Annotated in this window: 16 protein-coding genes; 8 read left to right on the top strand and 8 right to left on the bottom strand. The window is 56.4% G+C overall.

Going from position 1 to position 14,061, the window contains the following annotated elements; all coding sequences use genetic code 11:
* Nucleotides 1-114: 114 nt before the first annotated feature.
* From P1U45_RS02330 to P1U45_RS02320, 3 genes are read left to right on the top strand one after another with little or no spacing between them, the layout of a single operon-like run.
* Nucleotides 115-1,326 (top strand): DUF917 domain-containing protein, encoded by a 1,212-nt coding sequence (locus P1U45_RS02330; protein WP_301057316.1) that lies wholly within the window; start codon nt 115-117, stop codon nt 1,324-1,326.
* A 60-nt stretch (nt 1,327-1,386) separates the two neighbouring features.
* Nucleotides 1,387-1,920, top strand: a complete 534-nt coding sequence (locus P1U45_RS02325; protein WP_301057315.1) for a hypothetical protein — start codon at nt 1,387-1,389, stop codon at nt 1,918-1,920.
* Nucleotides 1,921-1,939: 19 nt separating this feature from the next.
* Nucleotides 1,940-2,386 carry a hypothetical protein gene (locus P1U45_RS02320; protein ID WP_301057314.1) on the top strand — a complete coding sequence of 149 codons (447 nt, stop codon included), beginning with the start codon at nt 1,940-1,942 and terminating at the stop codon, nt 2,384-2,386.
* Here the strand turns inward: P1U45_RS02320 and P1U45_RS02315 are convergent, their stop codons facing one another.
* On the bottom strand, nt 2,387-2,896 hold the full coding sequence (locus tag P1U45_RS02315) for a hypothetical protein (protein WP_301057313.1): 510 nt from the start codon (nt 2,894-2,896) through the stop codon (nt 2,387-2,389). It abuts the gene before it with no gap.
* 144 nt (nt 2,897-3,040) lie between these two features.
* Between P1U45_RS02315 and P1U45_RS02310 the strand changes: the two genes are divergently transcribed.
* From P1U45_RS02310 to P1U45_RS02295, 4 genes are all read left to right on the top strand, one after another.
* Nucleotides 3,041-4,117 carry an NADH:flavin oxidoreductase gene (locus P1U45_RS02310; protein ID WP_301057312.1) on the top strand — a complete coding sequence of 359 codons (1,077 nt, stop codon included), beginning with the start codon at nt 3,041-3,043 and terminating at the stop codon, nt 4,115-4,117.
* Nucleotides 4,118-4,238: 121 nt separating this feature from the next.
* Nucleotides 4,239-5,012 (top strand): glutathione S-transferase family protein, encoded by a 774-nt coding sequence (locus P1U45_RS02305; RefSeq protein ID WP_301057311.1) that lies wholly within the window; start codon nt 4,239-4,241, stop codon nt 5,010-5,012.
* A 103-nt stretch (nt 5,013-5,115) separates the two neighbouring features.
* On the top strand, nt 5,116-6,060 hold the full coding sequence (htpX, locus tag P1U45_RS02300) for a zinc metalloprotease HtpX (RefSeq protein WP_366144974.1): 945 nt from the start codon (nt 5,116-5,118) through the stop codon (nt 6,058-6,060).
* Nucleotides 6,057-6,725 carry a DUF3299 domain-containing protein gene (locus P1U45_RS02295; RefSeq protein WP_301057308.1) on the top strand — a complete coding sequence of 223 codons (669 nt, stop codon included), beginning with the start codon at nt 6,057-6,059 and terminating at the stop codon, nt 6,723-6,725. The genes htpX and P1U45_RS02295 overlap by 4 nt, the downstream gene beginning before the upstream one ends.
* 3 nt (nt 6,726-6,728) lie before the next feature.
* On the opposite strand, the gene P1U45_RS02290 is transcribed toward P1U45_RS02295, so the two are convergent.
* From P1U45_RS02290 to P1U45_RS02275, 4 genes are all read right to left on the bottom strand, one after another.
* Nucleotides 6,729-7,658: a polysaccharide deacetylase family protein gene (locus tag P1U45_RS02290; RefSeq protein ID WP_301057307.1), complete on the bottom strand. Its 930-nt coding sequence runs from the start codon at nt 7,656-7,658 to the stop codon at nt 6,729-6,731.
* A gap of 153 nt (nt 7,659-7,811) precedes the next feature.
* Nucleotides 7,812-8,684: a hypothetical protein gene (locus P1U45_RS02285; RefSeq protein ID WP_301057306.1), complete on the bottom strand. Its 873-nt coding sequence runs from the start codon at nt 8,682-8,684 to the stop codon at nt 7,812-7,814.
* A 142-nt stretch (nt 8,685-8,826) separates the two neighbouring features.
* Nucleotides 8,827-9,042: a cold-shock protein gene (locus tag P1U45_RS02280; protein WP_293607757.1), complete on the bottom strand. Its 216-nt coding sequence runs from the start codon at nt 9,040-9,042 to the stop codon at nt 8,827-8,829.
* Nucleotides 9,043-9,404: 362 nt separating this feature from the next.
* Nucleotides 9,405-9,872 (bottom strand): DUF411 domain-containing protein, encoded by a 468-nt coding sequence (locus tag P1U45_RS02275; protein ID WP_301057305.1) that lies wholly within the window; start codon nt 9,870-9,872, stop codon nt 9,405-9,407.
* Nucleotides 9,873-10,088: 216 nt separating this feature from the next.
* On the opposite strand from P1U45_RS02275, the gene P1U45_RS02270 reads away from it, so the two are divergent.
* Nucleotides 10,089-12,311 carry a TonB-dependent receptor gene (locus tag P1U45_RS02270; protein WP_301059278.1) on the top strand — a complete coding sequence of 741 codons (2,223 nt, stop codon included), beginning with the start codon at nt 10,089-10,091 and terminating at the stop codon, nt 12,309-12,311.
* Between the two features lie 74 nt (nt 12,312-12,385).
* On the opposite strand, the gene P1U45_RS02265 is transcribed toward P1U45_RS02270, so the two are convergent.
* The 3 genes from P1U45_RS02265 to P1U45_RS02255 all read right to left on the bottom strand — a co-directional run bounded on the left by P1U45_RS02265 (nt 12,386) and on the right by P1U45_RS02255 (nt 14,042).
* The gene (locus P1U45_RS02265; RefSeq protein ID WP_301057304.1) at nt 12,386-12,943 is read right to left on the bottom strand and encodes a hypothetical protein; all 558 of its coding nucleotides are present in this window, start codon (nt 12,941-12,943) and stop codon (nt 12,386-12,388) included.
* A gap of 133 nt (nt 12,944-13,076) precedes the next feature.
* The gene (locus tag P1U45_RS02260) at nt 13,077-13,262 is read right to left on the bottom strand and encodes a hypothetical protein (RefSeq protein WP_301057303.1); all 186 of its coding nucleotides are present in this window, start codon (nt 13,260-13,262) and stop codon (nt 13,077-13,079) included.
* A 567-nt stretch (nt 13,263-13,829) separates the two neighbouring features.
* Nucleotides 13,830-14,042, bottom strand: a complete 213-nt coding sequence (locus P1U45_RS02255) for a SlyX family protein (RefSeq protein WP_293607762.1) — start codon at nt 14,040-14,042, stop codon at nt 13,830-13,832.
* Nucleotides 14,043-14,061: the final 19 nt, after the last annotated feature.

The raw sequence follows: 14,061 nt of genomic DNA, 5'->3' as shown, positions 1-14,061 counted from the left end.
GCGCCCTGTTAGCATGGCATTGGATGCAGGTGCAGGCTCTATTTGCCTACCCACCTTGCCTCGGGCCGCATTCCTGACCAATCTGACACAGCAAGCGTTTTCGGGGGTGTGAGTATGCTGGTCAGGCGACATTTTCTTCAGGGTTTAGTGGTTGCAGCAGGTGCGCTCGGTGGCTGCGCTTCGGCGAGCAGCGGCCAGTCATCTACGCCTTCGGGGCGCGGCCTCACGGCGGAGAACCTCGACGATATTCTGATCGGAAGCAGCTATCTCGGGTGCGGCGGCGGAGGAAGCCTTGCCGAAGCGCGTGAGCTGATCCGTTCAGACCTTGCAAACGGGCATGTGTTCTCTCTGATCGGCGTCGATCAGCTTGCAGATGATGATCGCGTCGCCTGTCCGTATGCGCTCGCAAGCCTTGCGCCTGTGAGTGAGGATATGCAGGCGCGTCTTGACCGGATTGAGAATAAAATTGAAGCGCCAACGCTTGATGCCTTCCGGCTTCTCGAGCGCCATATGGGGACGCCTTTTTCGGGCGTGATTATGGGGGAGATTGGTCCTCTCAGTCTTGCTGAAGGTCTGTCCTGCGCAGCGCGGCTTGGCATTCCGTCGCTGGACGCTGATACCGTCGGGCGCGCAACGCCAGAGATCAACCAACACTCGGTCCGTGTTGCCGGTCATCCGCTGACACCCGCCGCAGGCGTGACCTATTTCGGCGATGAAGTGGTGCTTCAGGGGGTGCAGGACCCGTCACGGGAGGAAGACATTTTCAGAGCGCTGTCCGTCGTCAGCCAGCTGGTTGGTGTCGCTGATGCGCCGATCACTGGCGCGGTCGCCAAATCGGAAGGTGCGTTGGTGAAAGGGTCAGTTTCACTGGCTATGGCGATCGGGGCGGCTGTACGTGAGGCAAGGGCATCAGGCGCAGACCCGATTGAGGCGGCACGCGCCGCTGGTGACGGATATGAGCTGTTCACCGGCGAGGTGACGGGTTTTACCTGGCGCGATGAGGACGGTTTCCTTGTTGGTGATCTTACCCTTTCGGGCACGGACAGGTTTGAGGGCCAGTCTATGCTGCTTGATTACAAGAACGAACATCTCGTGGCGCGCCGCAATGGCGACGTCATCGCGACCTGTCCTGATCTGATCACGGTTATTGACCGCCAAACCTGCGAAGGCGTGAACAATCCTGATTTCGTGGAAGGGCAAGCCGTTGTGGTGCTCGGAATGAAGTGTGATCCGCTCTGGCGACGTGATGCGGGCCTTGAGGTCTTTCATCCGCGCTATTTTGGGTACGATGTCGACTACGTGCCTATCGAACAGCGCCTGCCTTAAACCTGCCTTGTAAATACAAGACTCTGGTGCGAGTGTGACATGGGAATACGAGGGGAAATTATGAAACATCTTATCTCACCAGCGCTTTTTGCGCTTGTGCTCGCGGCGTGCGGGCAGTCTGAAACAGCCGAACCGGTAGAAGCAGCACCTGCGCCCGTTGAAGCAGCTGTTCCAGTGGCGGAAGCTGCAGGCGAAGTCACTGAGGCAGTTTCTGACGCTGCGACGACAGCCATTTCGGCGCTTTCAGAGGGCGAGTACTGCTACTTCCTGCAGGAAGACAGCTCGACGGAAGGTCTGGAAATCACGCTGGATATCGCAGGTGTATTTTCCGGCCGTCATTACGGCACGATCCACGATGCGGAGAACGCCTATTTTGCGTCGTTTGAAACCACTCTCAGCGATGGCCAGCTGAATGATGAAGGCGTCGTGAATTTCACCGCGGTCACCGAAGTCGACGGCGACACGCAATATGGTGAAGAGCCTTGGGTAATCTCCGCAGAAGGTGCATATAGCGCTCACTGGGATGACGCGGTCATGGAACCGGCGGACTGCGACTTCGTCGACGCAACCGTCTGGCCGCCTATTCCGGAATAGGCTTTCAGGACACACCTAAATGAACTGGTCGATTGGTGATTTTATCGTGGCGGGCGTTCTGCTCGCCATGCTGGGCGTTGCAGGCCTGATCTTTTTGCGCCTGAAGCGTCCGATCTCCTATCGGCTGGGCTTTGTTGCCCATATCATTGGCTCGGTTCTATTGTTCTGGGCTGGCGGGGCGGTCGGCTTGATCGGTGATGCCGATAATCCGGCCAATCTCTATTATCTGGTCGTGCTGCTCGTGGGCGTCGTTGGCGGCGTCTACGGTCGGTTCAGCCCGGATGCGATGAAGAAAACGCTCCTCATTATGGCGATTATGCAGGTCGCCATTGGCAGTAGTGCGCTGGCGCTCGGTTGGGGCTCTGAGGCGGCCAAATGGCCTTGGGATGTAATCGCTGCGACCGTCGCTTTCGCGCTTATCTGGCTTCTGGGCGCCTTCTTCTTCCGTCAGGCCGAGAAAGCCTGATCAGAAGCTGATACACTGCGCCAGATGCCGAATGCGGGCAGGGCCTGGAAGATGGCCTGCAGGCGAGCCCGGCATGTTTGCGACGGCTGAAACAGCGGCATTGAACTCATACGGATTGTTGATCAGGCGTAGATTGCGCATCTGTCGGATGGCGTAGCAATCTGCGTTCATTTCTTGCGACGGCGTGGCAAGGCCCACACCGAATGGCAGGGCAACATGTGCGCACTCATGCAGGAAAACGTAAGCCGCCGCATATTGGTTGAGTGAGTAGAGATAATTCGGGCTCACATCGATGTAGAAGCCGCGATAGGGATCAATCCCCGCCATAGCGCCGCCGCCCCGCCATGCGTTTTCGGTGAAATAGATTGGCACCCGCGCGCCATTATTGGCGTTGCAATAAAAGTTCAGCCCAGCAATGTTGATGGTGCTTGATCCCTGAGCATGAACAGGAGCCGTGTTGACGCTGAAATTCAGTGCCAGCGCAAACAAGGTGATGATCAGCTTTCTCATGTTTCCCTCCCGGCTCTTGCGGCCTGATGCTTTACACCCAGATCATGTGAGACGCGTGGCGCGAAGTCCAGTCAGGGCGGTTTCGGCTTGCTCTTCGCGTGACAGACTGCTCTTAAATCAGGGCAAAATAAGGGACAGGAAACAATGACAGCTGCAGATATCTTCTCGCCAATTTCATTTACGCGTGGACCGGACTGGAAAAATCGTCTGGCGCTTGCGCCGCTCACCAACCAGCAAAGCCATGATACAGGTGTACTCTCCGAGGATGAGTATAAATGGCTGACCATGCGTGCCACCGGAGGCTTCGGCATGGTGATGACCTGCGCTGCGCATGTGCAGGCCAATGGTCAGGGCTTTCCCGGCCAGCTTGGCGTGTGGAGCGATGATCACCTTGAAGGCCTGACGCGTCTGGCAGACGGCCTGCGCGCTGGCGGGGCTGTCTCGTCGCTTCAGCTGCACCATGCAGGCATTCGCTCTCCGAAAGAGATTGTCGGCCAGCCGGTGGGCGCATCTGATGATGCAGACACCGGATCGCGCGCCCTCACAACAGAAGAAGTCGAACAGCTGCGCGACGACTTCATCACGGCTGCTAAACGTGCTGAAAAAGCCGGGTTTGACGGCGTCGAAGTGCACGGCGCGCACGGCTATATTCTCGCGCAATTCCTGTCGCCGGAGATCAACCTGCGCGATGACCAGTATGGCGGAAGCTTTGAAAACCGTTGCCGTCTGATCCTTGAGGTGATCACCGGCATTCGTGAGGCCTGTCGTCCGGACTTCCAGATTGGCGTGCGTTTCTCACCTGAACGTTTCGGGCAGCGTCTCGGCGAGATGAAGCAGTTCTTCACTGAGCTCGTGACCCGCGACGAGGTGGATTATATCGACCTGTCGCTCTGGGATTCCTTCAAAATGCCGGAAGAAGAAGAGTTTAAAGACAAGCCTCTCCTGCAGCACTTTATGGATCTGCCGCGTGGCAATGTGAAAGTCGGCACAGCCGGTAAAATCGTCGATGCAGAGCATGTTCGCAAAGTTCTGGAAGCAGGCTGTGACTTTGCGATGATCGGGCGCGCGGCAATCCTCGCGCACGACTTTCCTGAGAAGGTTCGCGCTGATGCTGACTATGCCTCACCGAAATGGCCACTGCCTGCAGAGCATTATCTGGCAGAAGGTATCAGCCCGACATTCGTTGAGTATCTGCGCACCACCTTCCGCATGGTGAGCTAGTCTGTACTCACAGATTTTAGTTCAAAAAAATGTGAACCATCCGGTGTCTTTGAGCGCCGGATGGCATCTATCTTACACTGTAAAACAGCGATAGCCTCCTTCCATAAACTGGGAGGAAATCATGAAAAAACTTATTGGCGCTCTGGCGTCATTACCCCTGCTTGCGGCCTGCGTTTCGGTGAACACCACAACGCATACGCGGGTTCAGGAAGCCGAGGCGATGCCTTTGCCGCCTGTCACCATTTATCACCTCGAAGGGCGGCGGTCGGAACGTATTGTCTGGCTGATGGAGGAACTTGATCTTCCATATGAGCTGGAATATGTGCCCGGCGATCTTCAGGCATCTATGAATCTTGTGCGCGCGCTTGGCCATGAAATGCCACAAGTGCCGACCGTTGTGATTGGCGATCAGATCCTCGTTGAATCAGGCGCGATTATGGAGACGATCCTCACGCGCTATGCGCCGGGCGAACTGGCCCCGCCAATCGATAGCGAGTTCTACCCGACCCATCTGATGTGGCTGCATTATGCGGAGGGCTCGCTCGCCGCGCGTCTGTTCAGTGATTATCGCGCATGGCGGACCAATCCGCCGACCAGCCGCTCACCTCTGGTGGATAGCGAAGCGGTGGTTCAATACGCTGAAAACTGGCTGGAAGATTACGACTATTTCGGCGGGCCGGAATTTTCTGCTGCCGATATCATTATGTGGTTCCCGCTTAATGTCGCGACACAGCTCAATCTGGTGGACGTGAACCAGTTCCCGCAAGTTGCCGCGTGGAAAGAGCGCGTAGAGGCGCGTCCTGCCTATCAGCGCATGGTGGCAACTGCGCGGCCTGATGGCGTGCCCGGCAATCTGACGCCGGTTCAGGTGCGCCCGCCATCTGAGCGTAATTAAGGTCCTATTGCGGCAGGCTCTTTTCAGCCTGCCGCGCTCTTCCTACATTTTCGATTGAGCATATTTTTGCCTGTTCAATCGGAGACCTCGCAGCATGAACATGCTGAACCATACAAAGACCTTTATGCTGCTTGCGGCGATGACAGCGCTGTTCGGTGCAGTCGGTTATCTGGTTGGCGGCGTCGCCGGTATGATGATCGCCTTCGTTGTGGCGATTGGCTTGAACGTCTTCAGCTATTGGAACTCTGATCAGATCGTTCTGCGCAGCTATCGCGCCAAGCCCGCAGAGGATTACCGCAACAACGCTAAGGTCGCGGCCTATCTTGAAGATGTGCGCCGTCTTGCGGAACGTGCAGGCCTTCCAGAGCCGAAAATCTGTGTCATCGAAATGGACCAGCCAAACGCCTTCGCAACCGGCCGGAACCCAGAGAATGCGGCCGTCGTAGCAACGACTGGCCTTCTCAATATGCTGAACCGCGATGAGATCGCTGGCGTGATGGCGCACGAACTTGCCCATGTGAAGAACCGTGACACGCTGACCATGACCGTCACAGCGACCATTGCTGGCGCGATTGGTCTGCTTGCAAATTTTGCCATGTTCTTCGGCGGTGGCCGTGATCGCGGCGGCCTGATTGCCGGTATCGCAATTGCCATTCTGGCGCCGATTGCAGCCTCTATCGTGCAGATGGCGATTAGCCGTGCGCGAGAGTACGAAGCTGACCGCGAGGGCGCTGAAATTCTGGGTGATCCAGAACCGCTCGCACGCGCGTTGGCCAAAATCTCTGGGCAGGCTGAGCTGATGCCGGATCGCAATACTGAAGCTAACCAGTCTATGGCGCACCTTTTCATTGTGAACCCGCTCGCGGGGCAGAGGGGCGATAATCTCTTTTCTACGCACCCGGCCACACAAAACCGGATTGAGGCACTCATGAGCCTGAAAGGGCAGGTAAGTGGCGCCTACCAGCCGGCTGATGTCGCAGAACCTGAGACGGTCACCTCTCCCTGGGCCAAAGCGCGTGAAGCACGCCGCAAGGGCCCGTGGGGATGATGAAACTTTTCTTCTCCGTTTCTGCGCTTCTTCTCCTCTCAGCTTGCAGTGACTCGCCACAAAACCCGTCATCGGAGGTGAGCGACACTGCACCGCCCGTAGCGCCTTCTGAAACGTCGCAAGAAGAGAGCTCTCCATACTGGGGCGTCGAGCCCGGTGAGCCTTTGCCGATTGTCTGGAGCGACCTTCTGCCAGAGGGCGCGTTGGACGAATATTTCCGCCAGCAGGAAGAGTTTTATGAGCGCCTCGAAATGCGCCTTCAGGCAGAGGCGACGCGTCTGTCTGATTTGACGGCAGGCGCTGAAATCGAGGAAGGCTCAGACCTCGATTATATGCCACAATTCGGGACGTTTGATACGGTTGAGGATATAGACGGCACGCTGATCCGTATTCCGGGCTATGTTGTGCCGTTCACCTTCGAAACTGACGACCGCTATACCGAGTTTCTATTCGTCCCGTCTCAGGGCGCTTGCATTCACACCCCGCCGCCTCCGCCCAATCAGGTGATTTATGTGCGCTCTGAAGACGCCGCGCGTGTGGAGGATATCTGGGCGCCCTATTATCTGGAAGGCGTGATCAGTATTGAGCGCAATGAGAATGATCTCGGCAATGCGGCCTATACGGTGGATTTAAGCTCTCTCGAGCTGTTTCCGGTGCCTCGATAAGGCCTAGTCGCACGCGCCAAGAACACGGTCTTCAAAAGCCGCGTTGATTTGGTCTTCCTCTACCGCGAGGTATGTGAACTCAGGGCCTGGCTTTCCGGCGAGGCTGGTGAGCGCAGCGACGCGGCCCATGCCCAGAAAGCGGGTGTCAGGTAGAACGCTCGCAATCGGGTCTTCATAGGCTTCATCAGCGGTGATGATCTCCCAGCCATCGGCTTCAAGCGCCGCAACAAGATCGGTTGCGAACAGGGCTGCCACATCATTTTCGTGAAGTAGCATGACCTGCGCCGGTACCTCGTCCAGATATTCGCGCGCGGCCTGATCATAGAAGTTCGCTGCCTCGACCAGCATGCCCGTGTAGAGGTCGCGAAGGCCGGACAGGCAGAAACTTTCGCCATTGTTCACGGCGCGCTGATACAGGCTGTCTAAATGCCAGTCATAGGTGTCGACGGTGACATAGCCACTGAAGAGGTCACGCTCGGCAAGGCCTGCACGTAACGCGTCGCGGCGTTCAATGTCGGGCGCTTCATTGAGATAGGGGAAGCGGAACCATGGGCGGCGGTTTTCAAACACCTGCAGGATCATCTCTGCAGTGTCGATTTCGGCGAGATACTCTTCGGCGGTGACGTTTCTGAGCCAAGGATGGGTGTGGCTGTGATTGGCGATCACATGACCCGCTTCGGCAAAGCTCTGAATACGCGCGAGGCGTTCCGGGGAGTTGATGCGCTCGGTGACCACAAAGATCGCGGCCTGTTCCACGCCAGCAGCGTCGAGCCCGCTGATCAGCATCTTGACGCGTTCATCACCCTGCATGGCGCTGTCTCCGCGCGGTGCATCATCATAGGTGAGGGCAATGCGGCGGTCGCTGTCAGCGCCAGATGGCAGAGCGATTGCGAGGCACAGTGTGAGTGTTGAAAGGAGAGGTTTCAGGGCCATCAGGTTTTGCGCTTACTTCGCCAACACGTCCGAAGCGAGCTTAGGGCGGTGTGGGTGCGCTGTAACCTTAAATATCAGGCAGGGTTCGCGTCAAAAGACGCAGGAGAAGAGCCGGAACCCGGCTCTTTCTCATTTGCACTGATTGGGCGATCGTTATTCCGTGAAAACCATTCCTGTATTGCAGACCTGGCCTTCGTCCACAATCAGGCCGTCACTTACGCTCTCGCAAACGCTGTCTCGCTCAAAACTGACGACGTTATTGGCCCCTGCTGACGCGCGATAGCGACGCTGCAGATTATTGCGCCTAATTGTTGTTTGAAACGAAGTCGGTGAGATCTGTTCGATGCGAGGTTCACCTACGCGGGTCGCAGGATAAATTGAGTTAGGATCCTCAGGGAGGTAACCCTCGAGTTGATTGTAAACATAGCGGGACGTTTCGGCCAAATTACCTTCATCAGTTTCCAGAAACCGCAGGGCTACTCGTGCATCGCGCCGAAAGTTGACGTTTGCCCTCACGATAGGCGTAGAGCTGCTGTTTACGTAGTCCATCCGGCTCGATGGCATCTCAACGGTTTGCAAGCATCCGTTTCGCATTTCAGTGCGGACGCCCGTGCTTCCAATGAAGGTCGTAGGAACCCAATGGTCACGTTGGTTTTTGACGGCGTTGAAGTATTCCTGGACGCCATCTGAATAAATCGAGATGATGTGCGAGGGAGCGTTTGCGATATTCCCCTGCGAAAGGTCGGCGTTCAGCTCATAAACCATGTTTGGCAGGCTTGCTATCCAGGTAACGCAAGGGGCACCGGCATCATTGACACCATCGACCGCGAATACGGGCGTTGAGGATACACGGTATCGTCGATCGATACATGCGCCGCCAACACGACAATTGGCATGAGCCGCCACCATGCCTGCTGGTGCTGGCGCCGACGATTGAGCCGATGCACTTGGACCAATCAGCATAGTGGAGCATGCGCTCGCTAAGCTGAATGACGCAATCAGTGCTGGTTTTAAATGATTAAACAATGTTCCCTCCCATTGATGTCGGACTAGTGTCCGATATTTTGGGCAGAAAGCAAATGTCGTGGGCAGTTTAGCGGTCGCTTGCACCGGGCGACTTGCGAAAAGGAGCCGTTTTACGGCTCCTTTTCGAGCTCAGACCAGAAACTTAGTCTTCAGCTGGGCGCAGGTTACCTGCAGACATTTTGCCGGAGCGTTTGTCTTGTTCCATGTCGTAAGAGATGCGGTCGCCTTCGTTCAGTGTGCCAAGCGGAGATGACTCAACGCGGGAGATGTGTACGAAAACGTCGTTTGAACCATCAGTAGGTTCGATGAACCCGTAGCCTTTGGTGGTATTGAACCACTTCACAGTGCCGGTTGCCATGTAGTATATTCCTTGGGGGTTTGCAGCGAGGCGCACCTCGTCTGCGGTCTTTAAGTTTACCGAAATTGAGAAGAGGGTTCAGCCGGTCCGCAAAGTTGGAAAGAGCGTCGCGCTAAAATCATCAGCTGAATGTCGATAACCGCTCTCTACGCGTTTTACGCAATTTTAGCAAGGACATCACTGGACGGGACGCAATAATCTGCGTCCCGTTGCAAAAATGTTTGGTCAGGTGCTGATCGAGACGATGTTGAAGCCCCTACCGTCAGGCTGGTACGTGTTTTCTGATTTGCTTTAAGCGCGTAGCTTGATGGGGATAAGTTTCGCCCCGCGCCCATAGATTGCGGGAATGGGCGATTCCTGCATTAATCACGAAGATGAATGGCCGTGGCGCCCGTATAAGTCGCATAGGTTTCTGCGCTGTCGTCAGAAAACAGGACGACATTATAGGTGTCCGGCATGCCGGGTGTTTCCATACCCGGTGAGCCCATAGGCATGCCCGGAACTGAGAGGCCTGTCGCGTCGGGGCGCTCAGCCAAAAGGCGGTGGACTTCATGCGCAGGAACATGGCCTTCCAGAACATATCCTTCCACCACGCCCGTATGACAGCTGGTGAGTTCCTGCGGAACGCCTAGCTGTTCGCGGATCGGTGTCATGCTTTCTGTTTCATGGACCTCAACCTCGAACCCGTTCTCACGCAGATGGTCCACCCAATGCGCGCAGCATCCACACCATGGCGTTTTATGGACGGTCACAGTTTGCGCCATTGCAGCAAAGGTTAAAGCGCTGATTGTGAAGGCAACAAAGAGGGTGCGCGTAAGGCGTTTGATCATGTCAGGTTCCCCGTAGAAAAGTCATGTGAAAGTCCCCTTTAAAGCGTGTTATGTCACCAGCTAGCTCTTAACGTGTGATGAAATGGAGCTGGAGTATTTTCCGTATAGTTCCTGCGTGTTCGTCGTTCAAATTTGCTCATCGATATGATCAGAAATTTACAATTGCCCCGCAGGGATAATGTCATTACACGCGCCCCCATGATGAAAAATCTGAACGTGTTTTTGAGTGCCGCGCTCCTTGCTGGAGTCGGAAATGCCGCCGCGCAGGATGATGTCAGCGCGGATCGTCGTCTGGACCCTGTGACCGTTTCGGTCACCCGTATCGAGCAGCCTGTCTCCGATCTGCCTGCCTCTGTTTCCGTGCTGGATGGCGAACGCCTTGATCTGGCGTCGAGCTATCTTGGCGCGGCTGATCTGACTGACCTTGCCACCGGTGTTGAGGCGGCTGTCGCAAACGGCACTCAGGTTGCGTTCCAGATCCGCGGCATTGGCGCGGTAGACCATCAGGCGCTGACCCCTTCAGCGGCTGCGGTGTATTCCGATGGGGTATTCCTCGCGACCAATGTTCAGACCGGTCTGATGCTCTATGATCTTGAGCGCGTTGAAATCCTGAAAGGGCCGCAGGGCACTCTTTATGGGCGTAACGCTTCCAGCGGTGCAGTGAACCTCATCTCTGCGCGTCCGTCTGATGACCAGACACGTTATATCCGTATAGGCGTTGGCAATTATGACCGGTATGACGCGGCGGCCGCCTTTGGTGACACGCTGACAGACAATGTCAGCTATCGGGTCGCGGGCAATTACACCTCGCGCGGCCCTGTTCTGGACAATGTATCTGGCCCGTCTGCTGCCGGCGGCGAAACGGACCAATTCGGCCTGCGTGCGGGACTCCTCTTCGATCTTGATGCCAGCGAACTTCTCCTCAGCGCACACTATGAAGAAGACAATGGCGTGAACACGACGCCGCGCAATGACAGCCTGACGCTCGGCGATCATGAAATCTCCAGCGAGGGCGAAGGCATTCAGGAAACGGATAACGCGTTCTATGGCGTGTCTGCTGAATATACCCGCACTCTGGGCGCGTGGGAGCTTTTCTCCCTCACAGCCATTGAAGGCTATGAGCAGAATTACGGATTCGACTTTGATGGCACGCCAGCGCCGTTCGGCAATCAGAACCTCAATGCGAACCTCTCTTATAATCGTGATTATGTGCAGCTGTCGCAGGAGCTCCGCCTGACGGGGAAAACGAGCTATGGCACGGCGCTTTATGGCGCAGCGCTTTCAGCTGATGAGTTCCAGCAGCGCTACACCATCTGGTGCGGCCAGCTCGACCCTGCCACACAGCTTGGCACGTGCAGCTATGTCGGCGCGCCGGGACGTGTAGGCCCGACACCAGCAAGCCTAGGCACAGCAACGACGCTCGTCACTGATATCGAGCAGACCCGCGAGACGTTCGCGCTGTTCACCAGTCATCAGATTAATCTGTCCGAGGCGCTGCAGTTCACCATTGGCGCGCGCCTGACAGACGAGACGATTGAGGGCAACGGGCAGGGCGTTCACATCTTTGATGACGGCGTGGTCGGCTTCAATAATCGCGACGGTCTGGGCGCTGCGATTGGCGGTAACGAGATCAGCGAAACGCGCCTCTCAGGTAACGCTGCGCTGTCTTACGACTTTGCTGCCGGCATGGCCTATGCCAGCATTTCGAACGGCTTCAAGTCCGGTGGCTTTAACGGCGAAGTCGCGAACAATGCTGCCCATTACGCGAATGAAGGCCTGTTCGCAGCTGAAACCGTGACGGCCTATGAGGTCGGTTTCAAATCCGCACCAAACCCGCGCTATAGTTATAGCCTCGCGGCCTTCTATCTGGATTATGATAATCCGCAGGCCCGTATTTTCGTCTCTTTCGATCTGCCGGGTGGCGGCACGATTACGTCAAACTCACTCTCCAACCTCGACGAAGCAGAATCCTACGGCTTTGAAGCCGAGTTCAGCCTTCGCCCGACCGATGCGCTCACGTTGAACGGCTCGCTCACCCTGAATGAGACGGAAATCCAGCAGACCTCCAACATTGGCGGCAATGCGGCTCTGTTTGATGGCAATCCGCTGCCATTCGCGCCGGACACATCGCTCACGCTGGGCGGATCTTACGCGTTTGATGTGACGGATACGATCTCTGCACTTGCATCCGTACATGGCAAATATCGCAGCGAGTATTTCCTCGATGCTGAAGGCCTCGCCGCGCGTAGTCAGGATGGGTTTGCCACGCTTCAGGCTGCGCTCGATCTCGGCTTTGAAGGCACGGATGTGACGCTCAGGCTCTGGGGGCGGAACCTCACTGATGAAGACTATGCCGTCTCCGGCTATGGCTTTATCGGCTATAACACCTTCCGGTCCGAGCCGCGTACATTCGGCGCCTCTCTGGAGTATGTATTCTAGCCATAATAAAGGTAAAAACCCCGGAGAGCCTGCGCTGTCCGGGGTTTAAGTTGTTTGCAATGCGGTGCCTGCGCCTAAGCCGCAGCGCGCGCCGCTTTAGAGCGGCGGCGCTTCGTGCCATGCCCCATTTTGCGGAAGATTTCTTCGACATCGGGTTTCATGGTGAGGCCGCTTGCCTCTTCATTTTCGTCGACGAGAAGACCGATCATCTTGCTGGCGGTCATGCTGTCTGTCTCGTTATCCGGCCAGAGCACAGCTTCGCGCTTCTTGCACATATTGCCGAAATAGGTCTGCCAGGACTGGGTTTTCCAGCCGCAGATCGCAGTGAGTTCGCTGGCCGTCTTGCCTGGATTGTCGATCAGTGCAGTGATGGCCTTGGCTTCGGTGGCGGTCGCCGGCGAGGTGATGAACACGTCATGCACGCGCTCAGCCATGCTCATGGCTGACAGGTCGTCATAGCGTGCCTGCTTCTCTTCAGCGGCGACGTCGATCAGTGCCTGCAGAACGCGTTCGGCGTTTTCTGCCTGACCTTCCTTGCCATTGTCACGCATGGCTTCAGCGTTGAATTTGAGTTTCTCGCGATTTTTCGCGGACATGCCTGGAAGGCTTTCGATAACTTTGTCGATACTCATGAGACGGGTCCAGTGCACTCTGAAATGGAAGTCTGCGCCGTCCGCCTGATGCAGGTCTGACCTGTTGGGCTTCGGGCGCGTTTTTAGTTGGGCTCAGCCTTCGCAAACCGGATGTTCTGAAGGCTGCAGCAAATCAGCCAGCCGTGGCCGGGTGAAACAGGGTGAGCGTGCCGCGTAGGCGTTTCTCGGCATCCTGGCGTTTCGGGATTATTGCGGGCTGAGAGACCGGCTTTGCAGCACGCGGCGCGAAAGCCTGCTCGGCGAGGCTGCCTTTTACAGCGTTCGGGCTGCGCGGATTTTTGTAAGTGATAATCGTCATGTCTTTGTCTTTCGTGATCGAAGCTTTGGCTCCGATAAGCTCTTCCGGGCCTGGCGCGCATGTCACGTGACGGCGCGGGCTCGGAGAGGTGCAGCGGCGTCTGCCTTAGGAGGGCGGAAGCGGGCTGCGAAAATGTCCAGAAGACGGGCGCGACAATTGACGGCGCGGTAAAGCGGCCAGTCCGGGTAAGGTCAGCGGGTCTTTCTGGAGTCGTTTCCGTATATGCCGAAAATGTTCCGGTCTTTCAGATGAGCTGAAATACTCATCAGTGTTCCATATATATAGGCGCTGATTAATATTTTGCACCGGTCGAAATAAAAATAAATTCCGGCCCGCGGGATACATAATTTTATTTGGTTTTATTTTTCGTTTTTCTGAATTCCGGTGATGGGTTTTATTTGGCCTGCGCGCATTGTTTCTCTTGCACGGCTCTGTTGCACCTAAGCGGTTGCTTGTGAGGCCTGGACGAATGTCTGGGTTGGGCTCGCCAGAGCCCGACTGGGCGACGGGCGAATGCCCGCCCAATCGGAGCCGTGAGCAAAGCGAAATGGCGTGAGATAAAAAACTCTACCAATGCGGCGGAGGCCGGTCGACAGGCGCGGCCTCACCCGCTGAAAGCTCGGCATCGGCGACACGGTCCCGCAGCGCTGCCAGCTGGCGCTCCATACGCTCGATAATCTTCCACTGCTCGGTAATCGCGGTGTTGAGGTCCTCAATCGTCTGCTCCTGATGGGCAGTGCGCATTTCCAGTTCGTCGAGGCGTGATGTGGTGTCGGTCATGGAAGGGAGATACGCCTGT

It is taken from the genome of Ponticaulis sp. (genome assembly GCF_029210165.1).
Classification (GTDB): Bacteria; Pseudomonadota; Alphaproteobacteria; order Caulobacterales; family Hyphomonadaceae; genus Ponticaulis.
This window is presented reverse-complemented; position numbering and strand designations above follow the sequence as displayed.

Bases quoted from the DNA above. Each gene is read 5' to 3' on its own strand.
- P1U45_RS02330 (WP_301057316.1), top strand. From the start codon at position 115: ATGCTGGTCAGGCGACATTTTCTTCAGGGTTTAGTGGTTGCAGCAGGT.
- P1U45_RS02325 (WP_301057315.1), top strand. From the start codon at position 1,387: ATGAAACATCTTATCTCACCAGCGCTTTTTGCGCTTGTGCTCGCGGCG.
- P1U45_RS02320 (WP_301057314.1), top strand. From the start codon at position 1,940: ATGAACTGGTCGATTGGTGATTTTATCGTGGCGGGCGTTCTGCTCGCC.
- P1U45_RS02315 (WP_301057313.1), bottom strand. From the start codon at position 2,896: ATGAGAAAGCTGATCATCACCTTGTTTGCGCTGGCACTGAATTTCAGC.
- P1U45_RS02310 (WP_301057312.1), top strand. From the start codon at position 3,041: ATGACAGCTGCAGATATCTTCTCGCCAATTTCATTTACGCGTGGACCG.
- P1U45_RS02305 (WP_301057311.1), top strand. From the start codon at position 4,239: ATGAAAAAACTTATTGGCGCTCTGGCGTCATTACCCCTGCTTGCGGCC.
- P1U45_RS02295 (WP_301057308.1), top strand. From the start codon at position 6,057: ATGATGAAACTTTTCTTCTCCGTTTCTGCGCTTCTTCTCCTCTCAGCT.
- P1U45_RS02290 (WP_301057307.1), bottom strand. From the start codon at position 7,658: ATGGCCCTGAAACCTCTCCTTTCAACACTCACACTGTGCCTCGCAATC.
- P1U45_RS02280 (WP_293607757.1), bottom strand. From the start codon at position 9,042: ATGGCAACCGGCACTGTGAAGTGGTTCAATACCACCAAAGGCTACGGG.
- P1U45_RS02275 (WP_301057305.1), bottom strand. From the start codon at position 9,872: ATGATCAAACGCCTTACGCGCACCCTCTTTGTTGCCTTCACAATCAGC.
- P1U45_RS02265 (WP_301057304.1), bottom strand. From the start codon at position 12,943: ATGAGTATCGACAAAGTTATCGAAAGCCTTCCAGGCATGTCCGCGAAA.
- P1U45_RS02260 (WP_301057303.1), bottom strand. From the start codon at position 13,262: ATGACGATTATCACTTACAAAAATCCGCGCAGCCCGAACGCTGTAAAA.
- P1U45_RS02255 (WP_293607762.1), bottom strand. From the start codon at position 14,042: ATGACCGACACCACATCACGCCTCGACGAACTGGAAATGCGCACTGCC.